Below are 24,235 nucleotides of genomic sequence, written 5' to 3'. Positions count from 1 at the left end.
CGCTGCAAATCCTCGGATCGCCGCCCGCTCCCACGGGCGGCTTTTTTTGTTTGCGTTGGGTGGCGAAGGCGCGTGAGAGGGCGGCGCCATCACTGGTTCTCTGCCGCTCACGTGACGCCCGGTTGTTTAGAGCAAAGCGGCTCACGGCCGCTTCGAGGGCCGACGTTGGCGTGCCCAAGGAAAGCTCCTGTTCTCTTAGAGACTATCGTCGGTCTGCAGGCTCATAATGCACAAGCGCTCACCTCGGCCCCGCACTACATCACGGCCGGTAACGGTGAGCCAGACGTCGTTCCTGACGAAATTAACTCAATCGATGCCGCCGATCTCCGATGGTGTCGACTTCTCGACGAAGCCATGGGCCACCAGGTTTTGTCTACACCGTCACTGACGCCAACGGTCAGCTCATCGATGCCACACAGGGGCCGTCCTTCACGTCGGCCACGGCACTCAGCCCAATTCTTGTCCCGATGACGGCATCCATCGCGGGAGGCCACAGGCTCCCGGATGGGGACTACCGCGGCAGCTTAACCCTCACCGTCGATTTTTGATTCCCCACAGCCACCCAAGGAGGTATTCCGGCCCCGCGAGGGCCCCTTCCTGTAGGGGTTCGCCTACAGACGGGGCGTCGCGGCAGGGTGACAATCGGGCAACGCAATAATCAGGGGACGATGATGAAAGGCGCGTCCAGATTCCAACGCTGGTGGGGCACCCTCGCACTTATTTTTCTTATCGCCACCCAAGCCAATGCGGCAGGGCAAACCGAGACCGTAACTTACTACTACACCGACCCCAATGGTACGGTGCTTGCCACATCGGATGCGGCCGGAAATGTCGCCCGCGCGATCGATTACCGCCCCTACGGCACGCAGGCGCTCGGGACTCCTTCACCGGGTCCTGGTTACACGGGCCACGTTAATGACCCGGATTCCGGGCTTGTCTACATGCAAGCCCGGTACTACGACCCGTCCATTGGGCGGTTTCTGAGTACGGACCCGGCGAGAACCGGTGAAGGCAGCCTCGACCAGTTCAACCGCTTCGCTTATGCCAAAAACAATCCGGTATCAAACATTGACCCGGACGGCCGACAGACGGTGCCGAGGGATGCGTATTCGCAATATTGGTCCTCCGCACCAGCGAATGACCTGTTTACGCAGCAAAATGGCAACGCCGCGTTTGTCGTGTCGATGATAACGCAGTCGGATGTTTTGGATGTTGCGCCAGCCGGAAGCGGAAGCGGTGCAGTCGCCTCCAGCGGGTTCCCCGGAGAATTCCTTGCTGCCGGGGCGCTGACGAGGGGAGCCGGCATGCTGGCGTCTGCGACGCGGAGCGCGTTGGCAGGTGGGTCGGAAGTGGCAGCCCTTCCGCGCATGAGGCTGACGGACGTCACAGCAAAGGGGGCCCGCATGCAAAACTACGCGATGAACTGGACGAAGGGGCAATTCGAGGGCCATTTGCAGGCCAACGGATATACTTCCAGGGCCGCTGGTCCCGTGACATTGTGGTCGGACAGGAGCGGGGTCAAAGTTTTCACAACGCGCGACTTTTCAAAGAGCGGTGGTCCCACGGGCGAGCTCTTTCACAGCGGACAGGACTCTCCCGTCGCAAAATTTCGTTTCGATCAAAACCCGGGGCCGTGACGATGCTCAAACCGTTGGTAATGAGGGATCCAGAATTGTTGGGCTGGACGACCTTGTCAGGGGACGACCCGGAGCAGCCATTTGAGCGCACGGTGGGGCGCGCGTGCCACTATTTTTCTTTTTCCGACTACACGTCGCTTTTTTTGCCGGAAACCATTCGGGAAGCATGCGACTGGTCGACAAGGTATGACGCTCGGCCGTTCGCTATGTTCTTCACGATTCCCGACGCCAACGACTGCTCGGATTGGGGTGTGTCTTTCAGCGGGCTCGTGGCAACAGGGGCCGACAAAGGAGATGGTATAGAGTCGTTTCTGATGCAAACCGGTCACACCGGGCCATCCCTGTCTTTGTACGACATCTCTCATCGTTTCATTATCGTGCCCGATGACCGCTCCTGGTTGTGGATGGGCGACAGGGATGCGGACCTTGCCATTTTCGGTTTCACCTTGGAAGCGGAGCAGCAGCGGTTCGCGTCTACGGCCGGGTTTCAGATGTTTGCATCGGTCGACGAGGCGGCTTCCCATGCAAAGTCTTTCATGAATTATTCGTTGGATAAGACGAGCCTTTTACAGCGTTGAGACCGATCGCTTCGGCCGGATGGCGATCCGATCATCGGTCCGAATTGGCAAACCTTCCGCGTAAAGTGAAAAAGAAGGCCCCACTCGGAGCCTGCTTCCCGGCCTTCCCACAGGCCTGCCCGCCTTGCGCAGGAGTGACGGGCTACGAGGGCAGGATTGCGCTGGGCGATGACCAAAGAGGCGCACTGGCGGGCGTCCGGAAAAGGGCTGGGCGTCCAGTCGGGCGCACATGCCGCCGAGGGAGGCGGCGTCTTCGACCAGCAGCCAGCGCACCGTGTCGTCCCACGCGGCGCCTGCGGCCGCAGAGCGGCCATAAACGAAAAAGGCCACCCGGAAGGTGGCCTAAGTCACTGAATAAATGGTGGCTCGGGACGGAATCGAACCGCCGACACGGGGATTTTCAATCCCCTGCTCTACCAACTGAGCTACCGAGCCACAGGTGCCTGCAACGATCGTTGCGGCGAGTGGAGCCGCGTATTAAATCGGGTGCGGGCTCCGGCGTCAAGCCTCTTGTTCAGGCGGGACGTAACCGGCGGGCTGAACCACATCGCCGCCGAAGAAATACTTCTCCATTTCGCCGCTGAGGAACGTGCGCGTCTTCGGGTCGAGGGGCGACAGGCGCATCTCGTTGATCAGCATGGTCTGGTGGGACAGCCACTGGGCCCACGCTTCTTTCGAGACGCTGTCGTAGACGCGTTTGCCCAGGTCGCCGGGCCAGGGGGCGAAGTCGAGGCCTTCGGCGTCGCGGCCGAGCTTTACGCAGTGGACCATGCGCGTCATGGGGATATCTCCGGAAGGTTGTCGAGCAGCGTGCGGACGGGCGCCGGCAGGCCGAGCGTGGTGAGCTCGTCGCGTGCGCACCAGCGCTGATCGTCGCGATCTGCGACGGCCGTCAGCGGGGCCGCATGGTCGAACAGGATGGGCGAAACGTCCAGCCGGTAGTGGCTGAAGACGTGGGTAAAGGCGGGCAGGGGATCGGCGGAGCCGACGCGTGCCAGACTGAGCGCGACCGTGGGTGCGGCGTCAACATCGGGTGCCTCGGGCAGACTCCACAGGCCGGACCACACGCCCTGCGGGCCACGCTTCTCCAGCAGCACCCGGCCCTGCGCGTCGCGCAACAACAGCATCGCTAGGGCGCGCGTGGGTACCTTTTTGCCGGGCTTGGCGGTGGGCAGTACGGCGGTCAGTCCGTCACGATGCGCGACGCAGGTGGCCGCCTGCGGGCAGAGCATGCAGGCCGGCTTGCTGCGCACACAGACGGTGGCGCCGAGATCCATGATCGCCTGCGTGTAGTCGGCGGTACGGGTCGCCGGTGTGTGCTCATCCGCATGAATCCACAGGCGCTTCTCGACCGCGCTTTCGCCCGGGTGCCCGGCGATGCCGTGATAGCGGGTCAGCACGCGCTTGACGTTGCCATCGAGGATGGGGAAGCGCAGCCCATAGGCCTGCGCCAGGATCGCGCCGGCGGTGGAGCGGCCGATGCCGGGCAGGGCGATCAGCGCATCGAGATCGCGCGGCAGCTCACCGGCGTGACGTTCGACGCACAGCTGCGCGGCACGGTGCAGAAACCGTGCTCGCCGGTAGTAGCCGAGCCCCGACCAGAGTGCGAGGACGGTGTCCTCGTCGGCTTCGGCAAGTGAGGTCAGCGTAGGCAGCCGCTCGACGAACCGCTGGAAGTAACCGATGACGGTGATCACCTGGGTCTGCTGCAGCATGATCTCGGACAGCCACACGCGGTAGGCATCGCGCGGATGCTGCCAGGGCAGGTCCTTGCGCCCGTGGTGGTCGTACCAGCGCAGCAGTTCACGGGCGAACGGATTCACGGCGTGAGCCCGGTGGCCGGGCGCGAAGCGGTGCTCGCTGACGCTGGCGCGGTTGCCGGCGTGACGTCCGGCGTCGCGCGGATACGCAAGCCCTTGATGTGCACGCTGTCGGTGTCGATGGCCGCCGCGTCGACGCTGCCAAGCAGGGGCGGAAGCGTCGGTGCGCCGCCCGCGTTGATGCCGCTCCACCATTCGGCTACGGCCAGCGGTGGCACACGCAGGTCGGCATGGTCGGTCGGACCGTCGAGCTTCAGCGCGACGAACAGGGGATCCTGCTGATTCGCGGGTGTGACGTTGAGGACCACGTCGAAAGGCGACGCATCGTGCCGTGTCATGCGCCCGGCCAGTGAGGCACCGACGTCCGCACCGCCGCGCCAGGTGGCTTCGCCGCGCAGGCTCGCGGCGAAGCGATCCTGGCTGGCGAGATCGAGCGTGAGCTCGTTGAGCGTGAGCACGCCACGCGAAAGGACCGGGCGCGTGCGAAGCGTCATCGAGTACGGCTTTTCGCTGGACGATGCCGCGAGTCTGAGGTCGAACACACGGCCATCGGCCAGGCGGCCCGCATCGATGTCCACGTTGGACAGGAGAAGACGGTTGCCCCGGGTCAGGGTGCCACGGGTGACGCGGAACCCCGCGTCGATACCCGGCAGGATCGCGCCCGCGGTCGACGGTCGCGAGGGGAGCGTGTCGATATACGCGGACACGGCGTCCATGTCGATGCGCGCGCCTTCCACTTCGAGTCGCGACACCGTGGTGTCCTGACCGAGCAACGTGCGCCACGGCAGTACCAGCTTGCCGCGCGAAGCGACGATCAGAGGTGTGCCCGAGCCACGGGCGCGCAAGGTCAGTCCCTCGAGCTCGAGCGCCGGCTTGGGCCAGAGCGTCGGACTGGCCGGGCTGGCCAGCCCGAGGTCGAGACCCGCCTCCTCGGCACGCGATTGCAGCATCGCCGTGAACCGCTCCGGCTGCAGAACCACATAAGTGGCGACCAGTGCCGCGACGAGGATGCCCATGAGCAGCCCGCCGACGGCGAGCAATCCGATGCGTAGTCGCCGGTTCACGGCAGCGACCTGTCAGGCATGCGCGTCACTCAGCCGCCAAGGTTGGCAGGGAGCAGGCCGTCCACGAAAGCGGCGGCGTCGAACACGCGCAGATCGGTCGCGGTTTCGCCCAGTCCGACGTAGCGGATCGGCAAGTTAAACTCGCGGGCGAGAGCGAACATCACGCCGCCCTTGGCCGTGCCGTCGAGCTTGGTCACCACGAGTCCCGTGACACCCGCCGTATCGCGGAACTGGCGGAGCTGGCTGATGGCGTTCTGACCGGTGGTGCCGTCGATCACCATGAGGACTTCATGTGGCGCAGCGGCGTCGAGCTTCTTCATAACGCGGACGATCTTGCCCAGTTCATCCATCAGCCCGCCCTGCGTGTGCAGACGACCGGCGGTGTCGGCGATAAGCACCTGCGTGCCGCGCGAGCGCGCCGCCTGCAGGGCATCGAAGATGACGCTGGCGGAGTCGGCGTCCTGGCCCTGCGAGACGACCGGGACCTTGTTGCGCTCGCCCCAGGTTTTCAGCTGTTCGACGGCGGCGGCGCGGAAGGTGTCGCCCGCCGCGAGCATTACGCCGCGGCCTTCGTCGACGTAGCGGCGCGCGAGCTTGCCGATGGTCGTGGTCTTGCCCACACCGTTGATGCCGACGGTGAGGATGACGAACGGGCTGTGCGTCGAGACGTCGAGCGGCTTTTCCACCGGCTTGAGCAGCGCGACCAGTTCGTCGCGCAGCACCTTGAGCATCGCGCCGGCGTCGGCGAACTCGCGCTTGTGCATGCGTTTGCGCAGGCCCTCGACCAGCTGGGTGCTGGCTTCGACGCCGACATCGGCGGTGATCAGGGCGGTTTCCAGCTCGTCGAGCAGATCGTCGTCGAGCTTGGGGTGGCGGACAAACAGCGCGCCCAGACTCCTGGCGAAGCCACTGCCGGACAGCCGGTCGCGCCAGCTGCGCTTTGCGGACGCCTCGGGCGCGGGTGTGGCCTCATGCGCGGCCTCGGCCACGAGGGTGTCTTCCGCCTCGGGCTCGACCTCGGGAGCCTCGGGCTCGGGGGCTACCGTTTCCGCCAGTGCCTCGGCGACCAGGCTGCCCAGGTCGGTGGCGGCGGGGTCGGCGGCGCGATCGATGCGCTCGTCCGTTGCCGGGGCCTCGGTCGTCGCCGGTTCGGCGGGCTTCTTCTTCCAGAACTTGAGCATTGCGGGAGGGATTCAAAGACAATAGGCGAATGCTAGCACTCCCGCCCACACTGGCCGCTGAGCGATGACCGCCTCCGGCCGCATCCGCGTCATCGGCGGAAACCTGCGCAACTCCCGGCTCGACGTGCCCGATCTGCCGGGGCTGCGGCCCACGGCCGAGCGCGTGCGGGAAACCCTGTTCAACTGGCTGCAGCCGGTGGTGGCGGGCTCCCGCTGCCTCGACGCCTTCGCCGGCACCGGTGCCCTCGGCATCGAGGCCCTGTCGCGCGGCGCGGGCAGCGTCACCTTCGTCGAGCGGGAGCCCCGGCTGGCGGCGGCGCTCAAGGCGAACCTGTCGCGGCTGAAGACCGACGGAGAGGTGGTCGGCGATGACGCGGCTCGCTGGCTGAATGGGTCCGGCAAGCCGTTCGATCTGGTTTTTCTCGATCCGCCTTTCGCGCTGGATGCCTGGGCCGGGATCGCCGCACAGCTCGAAAGCGGGGGCTGGCTGACGCCGACGGCCTGGATCTACGTGGAGTCGCCGCGTGGCGCGGTCTTCACCTTGCCCCCGACCTGGCTCGCGCACCGGCAGGGACAGGCGGGAGAGGTGACGTACACCCTCTATCGCCGCGCCCCGGCCGATCCGCTAAGCTAGCCCGCGTTTTCCCTGACCCCAGTGTCCATGACTCATCCGCCGGCCAATCCCCGACTTGCCGTTTATCCGGGCACGTTCGATCCCATCACGAACGGTCACGCCGACCTCGTGTCGCGTGCCGCGCCGCTGTTCGACCGGATCGTGGTCGCGGTGGCGGAGAGTCGTAACAAGGGCCCCGGTTTCAGCCTGGGCGAGCGCATCGCGCTGGCCCGTCTGGCGCTGGCCGACCTGCCGAACGTGGAAGTGCGCGGTTTCGACTGCCTGCTCGCCCACTTCGTGACGGAAATCGGCGCGGGTGTGATCCTTCGCGGCCTGCGCGCCGTGTCGGACTTCGAATACGAATTCCAGCTCGCCAGCATGAACCGTCACCTGATTCCTCAGGCCGAGACGCTGTTCCTGACCCCGGCGGAGCAATACAGCTTTATCTCTTCCTCGCTCGTGCGTGAAATCGGTCGCCTGGGTGGCGATATCTCCGGCTTCGTGCATCCGGCGGTGCAGCAGGCCATGCGCCAACGCTGGCGCAACTCTTGAAATCAAAGGTGATCATCATGCGTAAGTTCGTCCTCGCCGCGTCCGTGGCCCTGACCGCCGCCCTGGCCCTCTCGGCCTGCAACAAGTCCGAAGATGCCGATCAGGCCGCCACGACTCAGGAAGCTGCCGTCGCCAAGCCGTCCAACCCGACCGACACCAAGGCCTGGAGCCAGTATTTCGGCCAGATCGTGCGGAAGAACATGCAGGGCATGACGGCTGACCGTCCGTTCCCGTACTTCGTTCCGGCCGGTGACGACCAGAACGGCCAGGACGGTCGCGCGCGTCAGCTCGAGAACGTGCAGGGCACCGTCGCCCGCGGCGTCACGCCGGGCAACATGCTCGTCTTCGGTGGCCCGGAGTCGGCCAAGACCGCCGACCTCATCGTCGAAGCCTTCAAGAGCGCCAACGCGGGTTCGTTCAAGGGCGTGATCATCCTGTTCATCGGCGACCAGGCCGACCAGCAGCGCGTCACCGACGCCCTGACGCCGACCGGCGCCACGGTCCGCTTCGTCGCGATGTAATCGTTTCGGACGCGAATCGCGTAAACGAAGGGCGCCTCAGGGCGCCCTTCTCGTAAACGCGCTAAAATGCGCGCATGTCCCTGATCATCCTCGACACCTGCGTCAACTGCGACGTCTGCGAACCGGTGTGCCCGAACAAGGCCATTTCGCTCGGCGAGCAGTACTACGTGATCGATCCCGCCCTCTGCACCGAGTGTGTCGGCCATTTCGACAACCCGCAGTGCGTGGAGGTCTGCCCGGTGGAGTGCATCCCGCACGATCCCGACCGCGTGGAAACGCACGATCAGCTGATGCTGAAGTACGAGCATCTGATGGCCCGCGCGGCCTCGTAAGCGCCCCGCGCGCGTCCATGGGTTAATCTCGCGGGTAGCGATATTCCCACCCGGAGAAATTTCATGGTCCATGCCCCGTCGTGGCGCGTGCTCGCCGCGAGCCTTGTCGTTGTCTTCAGTGCCGGCGCGCTCAACGCGCAGAACGCCCCGGCCGCTCCCGGTGGCCCCGGACACGCCGCCATCGCCAGTGCCAATTTCATGGCGACCAACGCGGGCTTCGAGGTCCTGGGCAAGGGCGGTAACGCCTTCGACGCCGCGGTGGCCGTGTCGTCCACGCTCGCCGTGGTCGAGCAGCAGAGTTCAGGCATCGGCGGTGGCTTCATGGCCCTGCTGCATCGTGCATCGGACAACCGCGATGTCTTCATCGACGCGCGCGAAACCGCGCCGAAGGCCGTCGACATGAAGGTCTACGTCGGCAAGGACGGCAAGCCCAACCGCGACACGTCGACCAACGGCCCGCTCTCGTCCGGCATTCCCGGCGAGCCCGCCGGTATCGTCTGGATGGCGGAGCATTACGGCAAACTGCCTTTGTCGGTATCGCTGGCGCCTGCCATCCGCATCGCGAAAGAGGGCTTTCAGCCCGATTCGCGGTTTCTCGGCACCATCGAGGATCGCAAGGACGTGCTGGCGCGCTATCCCGCCTCGTCGGCCATCTTCCTGCCCGGCGGCAAGGTCCCCTCTCCCGGCTGGACGCTGCGCCAGCCCGACCTGGCGAAGACGCTGGAACGCATCGCCGCCAGGGGTCACGACGGCTTTTACAAAGGCGAGACCGCGAAGCTGATGGTTTCGGCATCGCGTGCCGCCGGCGGCAACTGGACCGCCGCCGATCTGGACGCCTACAAGGTCAAGGAGCGCGAGCCGCTCAGCGTCGACTACAAGGGCTACCGCATCGTGACCGCGCCGCCGCCGTCGTCGGGAGGTGTCGCGATCGCCGAGGTGCTGAACATCCTCTCCGGCTTCGACCTGAGCAAGGCGGACCTGGCTCATTCGACGCATCTCACCATCGAGGCCATGCGTCGGGCGTTCCGCGATCACAACGAATACCTGGGTGACCCGGACTTCGTGAAGATGCCGCTCGACATGCTTCTGTCGAAGTACTACGCGGACGGCCTGCGCGCGACGATCTCGCCCGACAAGGCCACCCCGTCGGATCTGCTGCCCACCTCGATGGCGCCCGAGCCGGGCATGCACACCACGCATTTCTCGGTGATCGACGCGGACGGCAACATGGTGGCGTCCACCCTGACGGTGAACCTCGAGTTCGGTTCGGCCTTCGTGGCGAAGGGTACCGGCGTCGTGCTCAACGACGAGATGGATGACTTCGCCCTGGTGCCGGGACAGCCGAATGCGTTTGGCCTGCGTGGGGCGCTGGCCAATGCGCCGGAGCCGGGCAAGCGCATGCTTTCATCGATGTCGCCGAGCTTCGTGTTCGGTGCGGATCGCACGGCGGTGCTCGGTTCGCCGGGTGGTTCGACCATCATCACGCAGGTCCTCGAGGGCATCCTCGCCTTTATCGATGGCAAGAGCGCCTCGGAAATCACCGCGCAGAAGCGTTACCACCACCAGTACCTGCCGGACCGCGTCGACGTGGAAGCCGGCGTCTTCGACGATGCCACGGCCAGGGCGCTGACCGACATGGGCCACGTGTTGAAGAATCGCTCGCCGTGGGGTTTCATGAACGTCGTCACCTGGGATCACCGTACCGGTAAGCTTGACGCCGCCAGCGATCCGCGTCGTCCGTCCGGTCTCGGCAAGGTGCAGTAAGTTGCGTTACGGGGGCAGGATGAGGTCGAAGCAAAAAGTGAAACACACCGGGATGGCCTGGGGAACGCGTCTGTCCGGTGCGGTCCTGCTTCTGGTCGGGCTCGGCCTGATCGCCTGGAACGAGCGCCGTGTGATGGATTACGGCGCCGCCCTTGCGCGTCACGGTGGCTCACCTGTGCTCGATCTCGGCGCCGAAGGCCGGCCCGCGGCGGGCCAGTTCGGTGCGCTGACCCGCGTCAGTGGCATGCCGAAGATCATGGATGCGCCGCGCGACCGCGAATTCAACGTCCGCGCCGAATCGCCCGTCCTCATTCGCCATGTCGAGATGTACCAGTGGCGCGAGATCACCGTGGGCGGCAACACGCACTATGAGGTGGACTGGGTCGACCGGCCGATCGATGCGACGAATTTCGCCAGGCCCGCGGGCCACGTGAACCCGGGTGCGTTTCCGATCCAGGGGCGGCAGTTCGAGGCCGGCGAGGTCAAGCTCGGTAACTTCAAGCTGTCGGCACCCATCCTGCGCGCGTTCCCGGGGCAGGTCGACGTCACGCCGGACGAAAAAGCGTTGCCCTCCAATTTCGCGGCGACCTTCCAGCGTGTCGGCGACGCGCTGGTGACCAGTGCGAAGCCGTCCAATCCGCGACTGGGCGACCTCCGCATCACATGGCAGGCCGTGCCGTTGCAGGCGATGACCGTACTTGCCCGGATCGAGGGCGACACGCTGGTGCCGGGCACGCCCGCGCGCGAGGGCGACGCCGGTTTCGATGTGCAGGTAGGCGACCGTAGCTTGCTGGACGTCATGCCCGCGCTCCCCGAACCTCCGGGCGCGGTGTTGCCGGTGCGCATCGCGGCGTTCCTTGCCGCTTCGCTGGGTGCGCTTTTGCTCGCCTGGACCAGCCGCCTGCGGCGCGACGTTCTCTTCGCCGCCGGCACCGGCGCGGTCATCATCGCGGCGGTCGCCGGGGTGATGTGGATGGCTGGCGACGCGATGGCGGCAAGCGTATGGTTGCTCGTCGCTGTGCTGGGGGCAGGCCTGGCCATCTGGCGCGTGCAGCAACGAACTTCATCGGCATCGAACTGAAGCGGGAAATCGCGCCATGCGTATTACTGGACTATATGCGGCCCTGGTCGCGCTGCTGATGATCTTCCTCGGCGCGCGCGTGATGCTCTTACGTCGTCGTACGAGCATCGGACTGGGCGACGGCGGCAACCGTGCCGTGGCCTGCGCCGCGCGGGCACACGGCAACGCGACGGAGTACGTGCCGATCGCGTTGATCCTGCTGCTGATACTGGAACTCAACCAGACGTTGCCGATGCTGCTACACGTGTTCGGCATCGTGCTGGTGATCGCGCGCGTGCTGCATGCGATCGGGCTGTCGAAGACACCCGGGACATCGCCCGGGCGTCTTTTCGGCGCCGGGCTGACCTTGCTGGTGATCGCCGCGATGGCGGCGATGCTCATCTGGCAATACGTGGTGATTCACGTGATCGCGCCCTCGCTGGTCTGAGGGCGGGCTGGCTCAGGCCGCGGCGGACCCATCGGCGAAGGCGTAGACGTGATCGGCCCAGCTCGTGGCTTCGACGTACATCGTGGCCATGGTCGCCATGTGCTGGTCGTGCAGCGCGTTATCGCTTTCCACTTCGCCCTGTTCCCAGTGGCGCACCTGATCCAGGATGCCGGCGAACGGACCGGTTCCGTCGAGCAGCGCTTCGCGGATTTCGATAGCCAGGGGCAGATGCTCGAGCACGTACGCCATCGACACGTTCATCAGCGTGTCCAGTAGCGAGAACAGGCCGGCGGTGAACGCCATCTCCTGCAACTCCGGCTTGATGCTGCGCGCAAGCTTCTCGCACATGTGCGCACGGACCAGCGCAAGACGCAGCAGCTCCGGCGGACGCTCATCCATGCCCGATACGGCCATGGTGAAGATCCAGTTGCGCATGCGGTTGACGCCGAAGAACACCGCGGCCTGTTCCACCGACTTCAGCTGGCGGGGCAGGGCGAAATAAGCGGAATTCACGCAACCCAGCAGCTTGTAGCTGAGGATGGCGTCGTCGCGGACGATCTTGCCGAGCTCGACGGGGCCGTTTTCCGGATCCTGCAGCGCGCCCATCAGGCGCAGCACGCCGAGTTTGCTGGGGGTGAGTCGCGGCATGTCGACGCGCTCGGGGCGGAGCAGGTATTTACCCTGGAAGCCGTCGACGTCCTGATCGGCGTAATCCACGAAGGTTTCGTGGGTATCGATGCCGGTGACGATGACTTTGACCCCGAACGCCTGGACGTAGTCCATGTGCGCGCGGGCGGCGACCGGATGGCGATGATCGACGGCGACCTTGGCGAACTGGACGATGCGCAGCAAGGCGTCGACGCCGGCGCGGTGTTCCGGATCGGCGGGGAGGTTGAAGTCTTCGAGCATGAACAGGCAGCCGTGGCTCTTGAGCTCACGCAGCTTGATCAGCAGTTGTTCGTCGCTGCCCACGTCGGCGCTGATGCTCGCGCCCAGGCGTGCGTTGTGACGCAGGATGTCGGCATGTTCGAGCAGCAGCTCGCGCGACATGTGCAGGAAGGCACGGTTGTCGCGCACGAGGCGCTTGAGGCTGCCATCCGCGATCGCGCTGAGCGTGGCCTGCGTATGCGCCACGGCGGCCGCTTCGATATCGGTACCGACCGGCCGCGGAAAAATCAGTTCGTAAGCGAACAGCGACTGTTTCTTGTCGAGGATGGGGACGCGGACGATGGGGAGGATGCCGTCGTCGTTCACCGCTGTCGGCTGGGGGGATGCTGCCATTGCTTTCTCTTACGCCGTCTGGGTGAGCCTGCAGTATCGCGTGTTCCGTTGCGTCAGACCTGTGCAAGCGTCCCGGAACGGAGTCTTACTTTTGAAACGCCGTTCGGTCCGTAAGTGGAGCCGCCCGGCGCATCGCCCGAAAGGAGCGAGAGCGCGTGACGCACATGATTCATGCGCTGCGCCACGATGCGCCCGTTGACGTCGTTGAGCCGACGGCATTCGAGCAGGCGCTCGATGGTCGGCGACCAGCGTTCGTCCTGCAGGCTGTCGACGCCCGCGGCATCGCTGAGCTGACGGCGCTCGACATCGAGTTTCTCGATGCGATCGAGCAGCCTGCTCTTGGTCCGGCCTGCGACTTCCAGTGCGGGCATGTTCGCCTGATCGAGCGCCATGCGCTCGTCGATCAGGCTGGCGTGCAGCGCATCGACGTCACGGGCGAGGTCGCCCATGACGGCGCCGAGCGCCGCGTCGAAGTCGGAGGCGGATGCCGCGGTCATGCGCTGCCTGCGCCTCCGATCTGGCTTTCCATCGAAAGAAATTTGCTGGCGATCGCCTGCGAGTCCGGCTTGTAGGTACCGGACTCGATGTCCGCACGCAGCTTCTCGAGCTTCGCGGCGCGGCCAGGATCGTCGGCGCGGCTGGCGGCGTCGAGCGCCTTGGCCGAGTCGGTGATATTGACGCTGTCGTCGCTGGCGCGGACCGGGCTGGCGGTCTGCGTCGAGGCGGTCGAGCCGGCGGCCGCGTTCTGGGTGCGAAGCTGCACCGGCGGCTGCTGGTTCGGAATACCGGGCTTGATGGTCGTGGTCATGATCTTTCCTCGGATCTGATGTCCTTCAGAATCCTTATCGGCGGTCCATCGGGGAACTTTAACTGGCGCGGCGCCAGAAATGTGACGCGATTGGTATTTCGTTCACGGAAGCACCGCGACGACCCCCGGCCCGCGTACCACGGCGTCCAGCACCTTCCCGGAAGACGCATTGCGGACCTTGAGGCGTGATCCCATGTCACCGGCGCCCATGGCCACCCCGTCCGCACGGATGACCACGCCGTCGACGCTGGCTTCCATGCTCACGGCATCGCCGATGCGCACGGCCTGTCGCCCGGCGAGCATGCCTGGGGTGAGTACGGTACCTGCGTTGAGCGGCCGGGCCAGCGCACGGCCTCCGACCTGGTCCAGGGCGGCGATGTAGCCGTAGGCGAGGGTGGCGACGTCGCGTTCTTCCGTGTGGACATCCGCGGGGCCGAGGCCGTCGCCGCGAGTCAGCGGCCGGCTGGTGACCAGCACGGGCGCGAAGAGCTGGACCTTGACCGGTACCCGCACCGTCCAGCCCCCCGGCATGGGGCAATGGACCGTCACGCTGACGCGCGCGCCCAGAGCCCGGTTACCCGGCAACGACGCATCGAGTGGCGCGGCACAGTCGGCCAGCTTCAGGCGGCTGTCGAGCGGCACGGCCTCGAGCACCATGCGGGAGCCCGGCGGGGCGCGGTTCGCCCGCAACCAGTTCACCGCGGCGTCGCGCACCCCGTCGACGGACTGCGTGGCCGCCGCCGGAAGCGGGCAGCCGAGCAGGGCCGCGAGGGCGAGTCCGCCAGCGACGAACCGGTGAATCATGCAGCGCGCTCCGCGAGGGACGCCGAGAGGCCCTGCGTGACGGCGTCGAGTTCCTTGTTGAGCCCAGGGACCATGTGGCTGGCGTCGGCGTGACGGCCTTCGCCAAGGGTGATGGCATACGTCGAGGCCAGCGCGGTGAAACGCTCGCCCGCCGCGCGGATACCGTCGGCGGCCGCATCGGGGCGGCGTTCGCGGAACTGGTCGATGCAGCGCATGAGTGGCGTCGTGTCGAGCCAGCGGCGATCGAGGCTGGCCGGATCGCGCGACGCCAGTTCGACGGCGTAGCGCAGGCCCTGGCAAGCTTCGCGGATCATCTGGCTGAGGCTGGCCGCGTCGAGCGCGCCCTCGGTCTCCAGGCGCGCCAGGCTGAGGCGGTGAGCGAGCACGGCGGCGCGCGCGGCGGCATCGGCCTGGCGGCGCGATTCATTGCCGATGCGGCCGAGCGAGGTCTGCGTGGTCTGGATCGCGGTGATCCGACCGGCCAGCGCGGTCATGCCTTCGCGTGCCGCGTCGAGGCTGCCGCGGGCGCCGCGCACGGCGTCATCCACGCGACCCAGCGATGCCTGCATACCGGCGATGCCGGACTGGGTCTGGTCGAGGCGACGCAGGCTGTTCTGCACGGCGTCGTCGAGCTGGCCCGAGAATTCACCGACCGTCTGCGTGACCTGGTCGATTTCCGCGGTGGCCTGGGTGGTCTTCTCGGCCAGCTGCTTCACTTCGTCGGCGACGACGGCGAAACCGCGACCGGCTTCGCCGGCGCGCGCGGCTTCGATCGCGGCGTTGAGCGCGACGAGATTGGTCTGATGGGCGATGTCCTGCACGGCCGCGGTGAGCTTGCGGATCGCCGTGAAATATTCGGAGAACTGAGCGTGGTTGCGGCTCATGCCCGAGAGGGCGCTGCGCAGGAGGCGCAGCTGGCCGTCGAGGTCGCCCGCGGTCGCCTGGCCCTGACTGCCGGATTCCGCCATGCCGGTGACGCTGCCGTGGGCATGGTCGATCGCCGTCGAGATCCTGGCGCTGGCTTCCGTCAATCGACCGGCGGTATCGCGCGCGCCTTCGAGGTTGCCGACCAGTTCCTGCAGGCTGACGCCGAGCGCCTGCGCATTGGTCAGGACCATGCCTTGCTGCTCGATGGCCTGGATCGTCGTCGCCGGTGCGGTGCGCGGCGCCTCCGCAGGCTTGAGCAGTGCGCCCAGGGCGCTGGCGGCCGCCGGGTACTGCGCGGAGAGGGCGCGGACTCGTGCGGCGTCACCGGTGGCGGCGGCGCTGGCGAGAAGGCGTACGTGCTGGCTCCAGAGGAGGGTCATGATTTCGCTTTCGCTTGTTCGGATGGTCGCCCCTAGTAATCGTCCAGGAGCCGTCGTTCTTGAGCCAAGCAATCCGTGTGCCAGTCGGGTACCTCAAGGTATGGGTGACCGCGCCGATACGTTCCGCGACACCTTATGCAGATGCCCAGGCACGACATGGCCCGCCCGTTGCTCGACACCGTGGAAACCTTCACCCGCCTGGCGGGACACAACCGCGTGGCCATGCTGCTGTTCCGTCTCGGCGACCGCCAGGCGTTCGGCATCAATGTCTTCAAGGTACGTGAGGTGCTCCGCCGGCCGCGTCTGGAGCGTATGCCCAGCATGCACGCGCTGGTGTCGGGCAGCTTCGACTACCGGGGCAGCACCATCCCCGTGATCGACCTGGCCGCCGCCATGGGCTACCCGCCGCTGGCCACCGTGGACAGCGCGCACCTCATCGTGACCGAGTTCAACCGCTCCGTGCAGGGTTTCCTGGTATCCGACGTGGATCGGATCGTCCACGTCGACGGCACGAATATGGCCGCGCCGCCGCCGGCGCTCGGCTATGGGGCGCGGGTCAACGCCGTGACGCGTCTCGACGGCGACCTGCTCGCCGTGGTCGACGTCGAGCAGGTGCTGGCCCATGTGGATCCCCGGGCGGTGGAGCTGTCCGACCGCGTGCAGCAGGCCGCCCATGTCCAGCACGCCGGCAGTCGCCGTGTCCTCGTGGTGGACGACTCGCTGGTCGCCCGCACGCAGATCGTCGACCTGTTCCGCAAGATGGACCTGGAATGTGTCGTGGCCAAAGACGGCAAGGAAGGCCTGGAAAAGCTGCGCGAACTCGCGGCAGGTCCGGTCGCCGACCGGGTCGCCCTGGTCGTGTCCGATATCGAGATGCCGCTGATGGACGGTTACGCGTTGACGCGTGCCATCCGTGAAGAGGCCGGCCTGCGTCATCACAAGGTCCTGCTGCACAGCTCGCTGAGCGGTGTGTTCAACGAGGCGATGGTCGAGCGCGTAGGCGCCGACCGGTTCATCGCCAAGTTCCAGCCCGACGTGCTTGCTACGGCGGTGCTCGAGCTGCTCCCGGCCTGACGTCGCCCTGACGCGGCACCCCGGCAGGCGCGTCGGAATTCCGGCGCTGGCGGCTTGGGGATCATCGCAAGACCTTGCAAACGGCGCTGCGGCGCCGTTTCGTCGTTAGTCCCCAGCCGTGGCACGGCTCTTGCTCAACCCCTCGGGCCAAGGTCACGAGAGGGGACGAGCCCATGATCGATTCATCCGACAAGCTGTTCGGCGTACACGCCCAGGCCCTTGGCCTGTGGCAGCGCCGTGCCGAGGTCATTTCATCCAACCTCGCCAACGCCGACACCCCGGGCTTCCTCGCCCGCGACCTCGATTTCAAGAAAGCGATGACCGCCGCGACCGGGGCCACCGATGGCCACACCTTGCAGATGGCGTCGACCGAAGACGGTCACATCGGCGGCAACCCCGCCGTGGCGCTCGACCAGGCCAACAAGCTGGCCTACCGCGCCGAGACCCAGCCGACCATGGATGGCAACACCGTCGACACCCAGGTCGAGCAGTCGCAGTTCGCCGCCAACGCGATCCATTACCAGGCATCGCTCAGCTTCATCAACGCGCAGATCCACACCATGCGCCTCGCCATCACCGGGACCGCCTCATGAGTCTCCTGAAGATTTTCGACGTCGCCGGTTCCGGCATGGCCGCGCAGTCCGCGCGACTGAACACCACCGCCAGCAACATGGCCAACGCGGACAGCCTGTCCAGCAGCGAGGCCACCGCCTACCGCGCCAGGCAGCCGACCTTCGCGGCCGTGCAGCAGCAGGTGGACGGCCAGATGGAAAACGGCGGTGTTCGCGCGCTCGGCGTGACCGAGAGCCAGGCACCGATCCAGTCGCGTTACGAGCCGGCCAATCCGCTCGCCGACACGAACGGCTACGTCTATTCGAGCAACGTCAATCCGGTCGACGAGCTGGTCAACATGATCTCCGCGTCGCGCTCCTACCAGAACAACGTCGAAGTCATGAACAGCGCCAAGCAGCTCATGCAGAAGACGCTGGACCTCGGCAAATAAGGCACTCCCATGGTCGCTTCCGTCAGCACTACCAGTTCCACGTCCTCGACGTCTTCCAGCAGCCAGCTGAAGGAACAGACCCTCAGCCAGTCGGATTTCCTGAAACTCATGGTCACCCAGATGACCAACCAGGACCCGACCAAGCCGATGGATTCCACCCAGATGGTGGCGCAGATGGCGCAGTTTTCTCAGGTGGCCGCGACGCAGGAGCTGCAGAGCTCGTTCGACACGCTGGCGACCAACCTCACCGGCGATCAGTTCGTCCGTGCCGCCAGTCTGGTCGGCCAGGAGGTGCTCGTGCCGTCCACCGCGGGACAGCTGACCAACAGCGAGATGGATGGCGCCGTCAACGTCGGTACTTCCGGCACCTACGTCAACGTGCAGATCAAGGACGCCTCCGGCAACGTTGTCCGCACGATTTCCCTGGGCCAGCCCGATGCGGGCCTCACCAAGTTTTCCTGGGACGGTAAATCCGACGACGGCACGCAGCTGACCGACGGTGTCTACCAGATGACCGCTACTTCCGGCGGCAACGCGATCGATACGTTCGTTCGCGGAAAGGTGGAAGGCGTCGGTGCCTCGGGCACGGACGGAACCTATGTGCAGGTGGCCGGCTACGGCGGCGCCCTGCTGAGCCAGATCGCGCAAATCATGTAATTCCAGCGAGGAAACACACCCATGCCTTTCGATATCGCCCTCAGCGGCATCAACGCGGCGTCTTCCGACCTGGAAGTCACCGCCAACAACATCGCCAACGTCAACACGGTCGGCTTCAAGGGCTCGCGCGCCGAGTTCTCGCAGGTGTATTCCGTGGCCGGTGAAAACCTGTCCGCCACGGCGGCTGGCAGCGGCGTCCGCCTGACCAACATCGCGCAGCAGTTCGGCGACGGCAACGTCACCCAGACCGGTAACTCCTACGACTTCGCCCTCAGCGGCGCGGGCTTCTTCACCTTGCGTGATTCTTCGGGTTATTCGTACTCGCGCGCCGGCAACTTTCACCCCGACGACAACGGAAACATCGTCAACGCGACCGGTCAGAACCTGCAGGTGTACCCGCCGACCGCGACCGGCGGCTTCGACATCAGCGCCCTGAAGGACCTGAAGATCAGCACGGGTACCAGCGCGGCCAAGGCCAGCGGCACGATCGGCCTGACCGCCAACCTGTCCTCGTCGGACACGGCCAAGACGGTCGCCTTCGATCCGACCAACGACCAGAGCTACAACTACGTGTCGACCTTCCAGTCGTACGACTCGCTGGGTGCCACGCACACCACCAACGTCTACTACGCCAAGGACGCGACCAATCCCAATACGTGGAACGCGTACATGACGGTGGACGGCACCCAGGTGGGTACCGCTCAGCAGATGGTGTTCAGCTCGGGCGGCTCGCTCACCACGCCGGCCAACGGCAAGCTCAACTTCGGTGCCGCGTCGCCCAACCCCGGCGCCGCGCCGATCAACCTCACGGTCGACATGACCAAGGTGACCCAGTTCGGCGACTCGTACACCACCTCGGCCGTGACCAATGACGGCTTTGCAGCCGGTAAGTTCTCCAAGATCGACGTCTCGACGGACGGCACGGTGTCGGCGGTCTACACCAACGGCGTGTCGACGCCGCTGGGGCAGCTGGCCATCGCGACGTTCGCCAACAACCAGGGTCTGCGCCAGCAGAACGACACCAACTGGGTGGCCTCGACGGATTCGGGTCAGCCGATCCGTGGCGTGGCGGGCTCGGGTGAGGTCGGCACGGTGCAGGCCGGCTCGCTGGAGGCGTCCAACACGGCCGACCTCACCGCCCAGCTGGTCAACATGATCAAGGCGCAGCGTAACTACCAGGCCAACGCGCAGGTCATCTCGACCGACAACACGCTGACCCAGACGATCATCAACATCCGCAACTAAGCCTGACGCGGGTGCGGCTCGGGCCGCACCCGCGACCGGCCGCTAAGGACCGAAGCCATGGACCGTTCCGTATATGTCGCCATGACCGGCGCCTCGCAGATCATGCGGGCGCAGGCCGAAGTGGCACACAACCTCGCCAACGCCAACACGGCCGGCTTCAAGGCCGAGCTGTCGGCGTTTCAGAGCATGCCGGTTCAGGGCGACGGCCTGCAGACGCGTATCAACGGTGTCGCGCAGGGGACCGGCTGGGACACGACGTCCGGTCAGCAGATGCATACCGGCAACGACCTCGATATCTCCGTGCAGGGTGACGGCTGGATCGCGGTGCAGACTCCCGACGGCACCGAAGGCTACACGCGTGCCGGTAACCTGCGCGTCGACGCCGACGGTTTGTTGACGGACATGCGTGGCAATGCCGTGCTCGGCGGCGGCGGTCCGATCACGATCCCGCAGTCGACCAGCGTGAAGATCGGCGAGGACGGCACGATTTCCACCGTTCCGCTGGGTGAAAGTCCGGCCACCGTGGCCACCACCGACCGGATCAAGCTGGTCAACCCCGGCAACGACCAGCTGACGTATGCCAGCGACGGTCTGATGCACATGAAAGACGGATCCCAGGCGCCGGCCGACGCGGACGTGAAAGTGGTCAACGGCACCCTGGAATCCAGCAACGTCAACCCTTCCGACGTGCTCGTGAAGATGATTTCGCTGTCCCGCGAATTCGAAATGCAGGTCCGTTCGATCAAAGCCGCGGACGAAAACGCCCAGTCGGCATCGAAATTGCTACAGGTGGGATAACCACCGCCGCGCGACGCAAAACCGTCGCGGGCTCGTAAAGCGCCAACGCGCAGGAGTCAACGATGTTCACGTCCCTCTGGATCGCCAAGACCGGCCTCGATGCGCAGCAGACGCGCATGGACGTCGTCTCGAACAACCTGGCCAACACGAACACCACGGGCTTCAAACGCGCCCGCGCCGAGTTCGAGGACCTGTCCTACCAGAACCGTGGGCAGGCGGGCGCCCAGACCACCGAGCAGACGCAGTCGCCCACCGGCTTCATGATGGGTACCGGCGTCCGCGTGGTCGGCACGCAGAAGATGTTCGAGCAGGGCGGCGTGCAGCAGACCGACAATCCGCTCGATGTGCGCATCGACGGTCGCGGCTTCCTCCAGGTGACCATGCCGGACGGCACCGTCGGCTACACGCGTGACGGCTCGCTCAAGCGTGACCAGGATGGCCAGATGGTCACCAACGACGGCTACCCGCTGGAACCGTCGATCACCATTCCCGCCAACGCGTCGACGGTCACCATCGGTACCGATGGCACCGTCAGCGTTACCGTGCAGGGTTCGGCCGCCGCGCAGAACGTCGGCACGATCCAGCTGGCCGACTTCGTCAATCCCGCCGGCCTCCAGCCGAAGGGCGACAACCTTTACCTGGAGACCGCCTCGAGCGGCGCTCCGCAGACGGGCACCGCCGGCCTCAACGGTCTCGGCACCCTCAACCAGAACAGCCTCGAAACGTCGAACGTCAACGTGGTCGAGGAAATGGTCAACATGATCGAAACGCAGCGCGCCTACGAGATGAATTCGAAGGCGATCACGGCGTCCGATCAGATGCTCCAGACCATCACCAACAAGACCTGAGACACGTCATGAATCGCATTTACGCCCGTGCTGTTCTCGCTGTGCTGCCGTTCGCGCTCCTCAACGGTTGCGCGATGGTGCCGCCTACGCCCAGGCCGATGTATACCGCCACGCTGCCGGAAGAACCGACGCAGCAGGCGCGCGCCACCGGGTCGCTCTATGCCGATCAGCAGTCGCTGGAGCTCTTCGCGGACCCGCGCGCGCATCGCGTCGGCGACATTTTGACGATCACCCTGGTCGAGTCGACCCAGGCCAGCAAGAAAGCGGCGACCAGCACCAGCAAGAAGAACGGCAACACCATCACCTCGCCCACGGTGCTCGGTCAGGGCCTGCGCATCGGCGGAAAGACCGCCGACAGCTCGCTGGCCAGCAACAACGCTTTCGACGGCGACGGTTCGAGCCAGCAGAGCAATCAGCTTTCCGGCGAGATCACCGTCACCGTCGCGCAGCGCCTGTCCAACGGTGCGCTGGTGGTGCGTGGCGAAAAATGGCTGACGATCAACCAGGGCGACGAGCTGGTCCGCATCTCGGGCATCGTCCGTCCGCAGGATATCGGTAACGACAACATCGTCGCCTCGAGCCGCGTCGCCGACGCGCGCATCGAGTACGTGGGCAAGGGTACGCTCGCGGATTCGAACACGCGTGGCTGGCTCTCGCGCTTCTTCGATTCCAAGTGGATGCCGTTCTGATGAACGTCTCGCTTCGTTTTCGCACTCTTTTTCACGCCGCCGTGGCCGTCTTCGCGGTCGCCGCCGTCCTTCCGGCGCACGCGGATCGCATCCGCGACCTCGCGCAGGTCGGCGGTGTCCGCAGCAACCAGCTGATCGGTTACGGCCTGGTCGTCGGTCTCGACGGCAGCGGTGACCAGACCAGCCAGGCACCGTTCACCACGCAGAGCCTGGAGAACATGCTTCAGCAGTTCGGCGTCAACGTGCCGGCCAACGTGCGTCCGCAGCTGAAGAACGCGGCCGCGGTCACGATCACCGCCGAGATTCCGCCGTTCGCGAAGCCGGGTCAGCGCATCGACGTGACGGTCGCCTCGATCGCCAATGCCAAGAGCATTCGCGGTGGCGAGTTGCTGATGTCGCCGCTCAAGGGTGCGGACGGGCAGGTCTACGCCATCGCCCAGGGCAGCGTCATCGTCGGTGGTGTCAGCGCGCAGGGTAAGAGCGGTTCGAGCGTGCAGGTGAATATTTCCTCGAGCGGCCGCATCCCTGGCGGCGCGAGCATCGAGCGCAGCGTCGCGACGTCGTTCGACAAGGGCGGCGATCTGATGCTCAACCTCAACACCGCCGATTTCACGACGGCCAACCGTATCGCGCAGGCCGTCAACCAGAACTTCGGCGCCGGCACGGCCAACGCCCTGGATTCCGGCTCGGTAGCGGTCCGCGCGCCGCTCGACCCGTCCCAGCGTGTGGCCTGGCTGTCGACCATCCAGGCACTGGATGTCACGCCGGGCGATGCCCCGGCACGCATCATCGTCAACTCGCGCACCGGCACCGTGGTGATCGGTTCCGACGTCAAGGTCGGCGCCGCCGCGGTGGCACACGGCGCGATCCAGGTCACGATCAGCGAGCAGCCGCAGGTGAGTCAGCCGGGCGCGTTCAGCCGCGGCCAGACGGCCGTCGTGCCGAGCAGCCAGGTCGCCGTGAGCGAAGAGGGCGGCCACATGTTCAAGTTCGGTCCGGGCACCAGCCTCGACGCCATCGTGCGCGCCGTAAACCAGGTGGGCGCCTCTCCGAGCGACCTGATCTCCATTCTGCAGGCGCTGAAGCAGTCGGGCGCCCTGCGCGCCGAACTGGTGGTGATCTGACATGGTGACCGCGGTCGACAACCAGAAGCTTGGCACCTACACGGACATGTCCGGGTTCGCCGGCCTGCGTTCGGCCGCGCAAAAGGACCAGGCGTCCGCCCTTCCCGCCGTCGCCAAGCAGTTCGAATCGATCTTCACGCAGATGATGCTGAAGTCCATGCGTGACGCCAGCGCCGCCATGGGTGACGACATCATGGGTTCGCAGGCGTCGAACGCCTACCGCGACATGTTCGACAAACAGCTCTCCGTGACGTTGTCGCAGGGCAAGGGTATCGGCATCGCCGATATGCTCATCCGCCAGCTTGGCGGCGCGTCGTCGGCGCAGGGCGCTTCGTCCGGCAACGGCCTCTTCGCCGGCGTCACGGGCGATGCGAGTACGGTAGACGCGGTCTCGTCCAAGTCGGACCAGGACAGCGGGCTGATGGATTCGCTCGAGCGCATGCTCGGTCGCGCCGGGCAGGCCGTCGGTGACGGCGCCAATGCCGTGGCGAGCGCGGTCGGCAAGCTGTCGATCTCCTCCCCTGAGGAATTCGTCCAGAAGCTGGCGCCGCACGCGATCGAAGCAGCGAAGAAGCTTGGCGTCTCGGTGCGCGCGTTGCTCGCTCAGGCGGCACTGGAGACCGGCTGGGGCAAGCACATGCCGGCGCAGGGCAGCACCACCAGTTTCAACATGTTCGGCATCAAGGCCGGCAGCAGCTGGGACGGCAAGCGCGTCAACGTACCGACTCTCGAATACGAAAACGGGGTCGCCGTGCGCAAGAAGGACAGCTTCCGCGCTTATGACTCACCGTCCGACTCGTTCAAGGACTACGCCGACATGGTCGCGAGTAGCCCACGCTACGCGGATGCGGTGGGTCGCGGTGATGACGTGAAGGGTTTCGCCAAGGCGCTGGTCAACGGTGGTTACGCCACCGATCCCAGCTACGCACAGAAGCTGGCCGACATCGCCAATGGTCCGGTGATGAAACAGGCGCTGGCCGCGCTCGAACGCGTCGCGGCCGACCTGTAATCCACGGGCTGACGAAAG

Annotated in this window: 28 protein-coding genes and 1 tRNA gene; 19 read left to right on the top strand and 10 right to left on the bottom strand. The window is 65.9% G+C overall.

All coding sequences use genetic code 11. The features are described from left to right. Positions 1-671 precede the first annotated feature (671 nt). On the top strand, positions 672-1,637 hold the full coding sequence (locus FA87_RS19990; protein ID WP_051943367.1) for an RHS repeat-associated core domain-containing protein: 966 nt from the start codon (positions 672-674) through the stop codon (positions 1,635-1,637). Positions 1,638-1,639: 2 nt separating this feature from the next. Continuing rightward, positions 1,640-2,215, top strand: coding sequence for a hypothetical protein (locus tag FA87_RS14070; protein WP_036111116.1), 576 nt, complete (start codon positions 1,640-1,642; stop codon positions 2,213-2,215). A 359-nt stretch (positions 2,216-2,574) separates the two neighbouring features. Here FA87_RS14070 and FA87_RS14065 read toward each other — a convergent pair. The 5 genes from FA87_RS14065 to ftsY all read right to left on the bottom strand — a co-directional run bounded on the left by FA87_RS14065 (position 2,575) and on the right by ftsY (position 6,280). Beyond that, positions 2,575-2,650: transfer RNA gene (locus FA87_RS14065), tRNA-Phe, on the bottom strand. A 66-nt stretch (positions 2,651-2,716) separates the two neighbouring features. Further along, positions 2,717-2,995: an oxidative damage protection protein gene (locus tag FA87_RS14060; RefSeq protein ID WP_036111120.1), complete on the bottom strand. Its 279-nt coding sequence runs from the start codon at positions 2,993-2,995 to the stop codon at positions 2,717-2,719. After that, the gene (gene mutY / locus FA87_RS14055) at positions 2,992-4,038 is read right to left on the bottom strand and encodes an A/G-specific adenine glycosylase (RefSeq protein ID WP_036111123.1); all 1,047 of its coding nucleotides are present in this window, start codon (positions 4,036-4,038) and stop codon (positions 2,992-2,994) included. Before mutY ends, FA87_RS14060 begins: the two co-directional genes overlap by 4 nt. Further along, positions 4,035-5,099 (bottom strand): hypothetical protein, encoded by a 1,065-nt coding sequence (locus FA87_RS21215; protein ID WP_043695359.1) that lies wholly within the window; start codon positions 5,097-5,099, stop codon positions 4,035-4,037. Before FA87_RS21215 ends, mutY begins: the two co-directional genes overlap by 4 nt. Before the next feature lie 29 nt (positions 5,100-5,128). Further along, positions 5,129-6,280, bottom strand: coding sequence for a signal recognition particle-docking protein FtsY (gene ftsY / locus FA87_RS14045; protein WP_043695357.1), 1,152 nt, complete (start codon positions 6,278-6,280; stop codon positions 5,129-5,131). A gap of 64 nt (positions 6,281-6,344) precedes the next feature. On the opposite strand from ftsY, the gene rsmD reads away from it, so the two are divergent. The 7 genes from rsmD (at position 6,345) to FA87_RS14010 (ending at position 11,570) form a co-directional block, all read left to right on the top strand. Beyond that, positions 6,345-6,914 carry a 16S rRNA (guanine(966)-N(2))-methyltransferase RsmD gene (gene rsmD, locus FA87_RS14040; protein WP_043695353.1) on the top strand — a complete coding sequence of 190 codons (570 nt, stop codon included), beginning with the start codon at positions 6,345-6,347 and terminating at the stop codon, positions 6,912-6,914. 27 nt (positions 6,915-6,941) lie between these two features. Continuing rightward, the gene (gene coaD / locus FA87_RS14035; RefSeq protein ID WP_036111135.1) at positions 6,942-7,445 is read left to right on the top strand and encodes a pantetheine-phosphate adenylyltransferase; all 504 of its coding nucleotides are present in this window, start codon (positions 6,942-6,944) and stop codon (positions 7,443-7,445) included. A gap of 17 nt (positions 7,446-7,462) precedes the next feature. Further along, a complete protein-coding gene (locus FA87_RS14030; protein ID WP_036111138.1) occupies positions 7,463-7,966 on the top strand; it encodes a hypothetical protein in 504 nt (167 codons plus the stop codon). A 74-nt stretch (positions 7,967-8,040) separates the two neighbouring features. Then, a complete protein-coding gene (locus FA87_RS14025) occupies positions 8,041-8,298 on the top strand; it encodes a YfhL family 4Fe-4S dicluster ferredoxin (protein ID WP_036111140.1) in 258 nt (85 codons plus the stop codon). A gap of 63 nt (positions 8,299-8,361) precedes the next feature. Further along, entirely contained in the window at positions 8,362-10,062 is a 1,701-nt protein-coding gene (ggt, locus tag FA87_RS14020) for a gamma-glutamyltransferase (RefSeq protein WP_043695350.1), read from the top strand. Positions 10,063-10,099: 37 nt separating this feature from the next. Next, positions 10,100-11,143: a TMEM43 family protein gene (locus tag FA87_RS14015; protein WP_239709103.1), complete on the top strand. Its 1,044-nt coding sequence runs from the start codon at positions 10,100-10,102 to the stop codon at positions 11,141-11,143. A gap of 16 nt (positions 11,144-11,159) precedes the next feature. Beyond that, positions 11,160-11,570: an MAPEG family protein gene (locus FA87_RS14010; RefSeq protein ID WP_036111149.1), complete on the top strand. Its 411-nt coding sequence runs from the start codon at positions 11,160-11,162 to the stop codon at positions 11,568-11,570. A 12-nt stretch (positions 11,571-11,582) separates the two neighbouring features. Here FA87_RS14010 and FA87_RS14005 read toward each other — a convergent pair whose 3' ends face one another. The 5 genes from FA87_RS14005 to FA87_RS13985 all read right to left on the bottom strand — a co-directional run bounded on the left by FA87_RS14005 (position 11,583) and on the right by FA87_RS13985 (position 15,770). Next, positions 11,583-12,851, bottom strand: coding sequence for an HDOD domain-containing protein (locus tag FA87_RS14005; protein ID WP_043695344.1), 1,269 nt, complete (start codon positions 12,849-12,851; stop codon positions 11,583-11,585). A gap of 53 nt (positions 12,852-12,904) precedes the next feature. After that, positions 12,905-13,348, bottom strand: a complete 444-nt coding sequence (locus FA87_RS14000; protein ID WP_036111154.1) for a flagellar protein FlgN — start codon at positions 13,346-13,348, stop codon at positions 12,905-12,907. Beyond that, complete coding sequence (gene flgM / locus FA87_RS13995) at positions 13,345-13,659, bottom strand: flagellar biosynthesis anti-sigma factor FlgM (RefSeq protein ID WP_043695341.1); 315 nt, start codon at positions 13,657-13,659, stop codon at positions 13,345-13,347. Before flgM ends, FA87_RS14000 begins: the two co-directional genes overlap by 4 nt. Before the next feature lie 102 nt (positions 13,660-13,761). Continuing rightward, positions 13,762-14,463, bottom strand: coding sequence for a flagellar basal body P-ring formation chaperone FlgA (gene flgA / locus FA87_RS13990; RefSeq protein ID WP_036111157.1), 702 nt, complete (start codon positions 14,461-14,463; stop codon positions 13,762-13,764). Next, positions 14,460-15,770, bottom strand: a complete 1,311-nt coding sequence (locus tag FA87_RS13985) for a methyl-accepting chemotaxis protein (protein WP_036111160.1) — start codon at positions 15,768-15,770, stop codon at positions 14,460-14,462. The genes flgA and FA87_RS13985 overlap by 4 nt, the downstream gene beginning before the upstream one ends. Before the next feature lie 156 nt (positions 15,771-15,926). Between FA87_RS13985 and FA87_RS13980 the strand changes: the two genes are divergently transcribed. The 10 genes from FA87_RS13980 to flgJ all read left to right on the top strand — a co-directional run bounded on the left by FA87_RS13980 (position 15,927) and on the right by flgJ (position 24,217). Then, positions 15,927-16,844 carry a chemotaxis protein gene (locus tag FA87_RS13980; protein WP_036117211.1) on the top strand — a complete coding sequence of 306 codons (918 nt, stop codon included), beginning with the start codon at positions 15,927-15,929 and terminating at the stop codon, positions 16,842-16,844. A 173-nt stretch (positions 16,845-17,017) separates the two neighbouring features. Next, the gene (flgB, locus tag FA87_RS13975; RefSeq protein WP_036111161.1) at positions 17,018-17,437 is read left to right on the top strand and encodes a flagellar basal body rod protein FlgB; all 420 of its coding nucleotides are present in this window, start codon (positions 17,018-17,020) and stop codon (positions 17,435-17,437) included. Continuing rightward, positions 17,434-17,847 (top strand): flagellar basal body rod protein FlgC, encoded by a 414-nt coding sequence (gene flgC / locus FA87_RS13970; protein ID WP_036111164.1) that lies wholly within the window; start codon positions 17,434-17,436, stop codon positions 17,845-17,847. Before flgB ends, flgC begins: the two co-directional genes overlap by 4 nt. Before the next feature lie 9 nt (positions 17,848-17,856). Then, complete coding sequence (locus FA87_RS13965) at positions 17,857-18,504, top strand: flagellar hook capping FlgD N-terminal domain-containing protein (protein WP_036111168.1); 648 nt, start codon at positions 17,857-17,859, stop codon at positions 18,502-18,504. Between the two features lie 21 nt (positions 18,505-18,525). Then, the gene (gene flgE / locus FA87_RS13960) at positions 18,526-19,749 is read left to right on the top strand and encodes a flagellar hook protein FlgE (protein WP_036111170.1); all 1,224 of its coding nucleotides are present in this window, start codon (positions 18,526-18,528) and stop codon (positions 19,747-19,749) included. Between the two features lie 57 nt (positions 19,750-19,806). Beyond that, complete coding sequence (flgF, locus tag FA87_RS13955; protein WP_043695337.1) at positions 19,807-20,547, top strand: flagellar basal-body rod protein FlgF; 741 nt, start codon at positions 19,807-19,809, stop codon at positions 20,545-20,547. Between the two features lie 62 nt (positions 20,548-20,609). Then, positions 20,610-21,395, top strand: coding sequence for a flagellar basal-body rod protein FlgG (flgG, locus tag FA87_RS13950; RefSeq protein ID WP_036111173.1), 786 nt, complete (start codon positions 20,610-20,612; stop codon positions 21,393-21,395). 8 nt (positions 21,396-21,403) lie between these two features. Beyond that, positions 21,404-22,084 carry a flagellar basal body L-ring protein FlgH gene (gene flgH / locus FA87_RS13945; RefSeq protein ID WP_043695334.1) on the top strand — a complete coding sequence of 227 codons (681 nt, stop codon included), beginning with the start codon at positions 21,404-21,406 and terminating at the stop codon, positions 22,082-22,084. Beyond that, positions 22,084-23,208: a flagellar basal body P-ring protein FlgI gene (locus FA87_RS13940; protein ID WP_043695331.1), complete on the top strand. Its 1,125-nt coding sequence runs from the start codon at positions 22,084-22,086 to the stop codon at positions 23,206-23,208. Before flgH ends, FA87_RS13940 begins: the two co-directional genes overlap by 1 nt. A 1-nt stretch (position 23,209) precedes the next feature. Next, positions 23,210-24,217, top strand: coding sequence for a flagellar assembly peptidoglycan hydrolase FlgJ (gene flgJ / locus FA87_RS13935; RefSeq protein ID WP_090350645.1), 1,008 nt, complete (start codon positions 23,210-23,212; stop codon positions 24,215-24,217). Positions 24,218-24,235: the final 18 nt, after the last annotated feature.

Origin of the sequence: Luteibacter sp. 9133, from assembly GCF_000800155.1 — a bacterium.
Lineage (GTDB): Bacteria > Pseudomonadota > Gammaproteobacteria > Xanthomonadales > Rhodanobacteraceae > Luteibacter > Luteibacter mycovicinus.
This window is presented reverse-complemented; position numbering and strand designations above follow the sequence as displayed.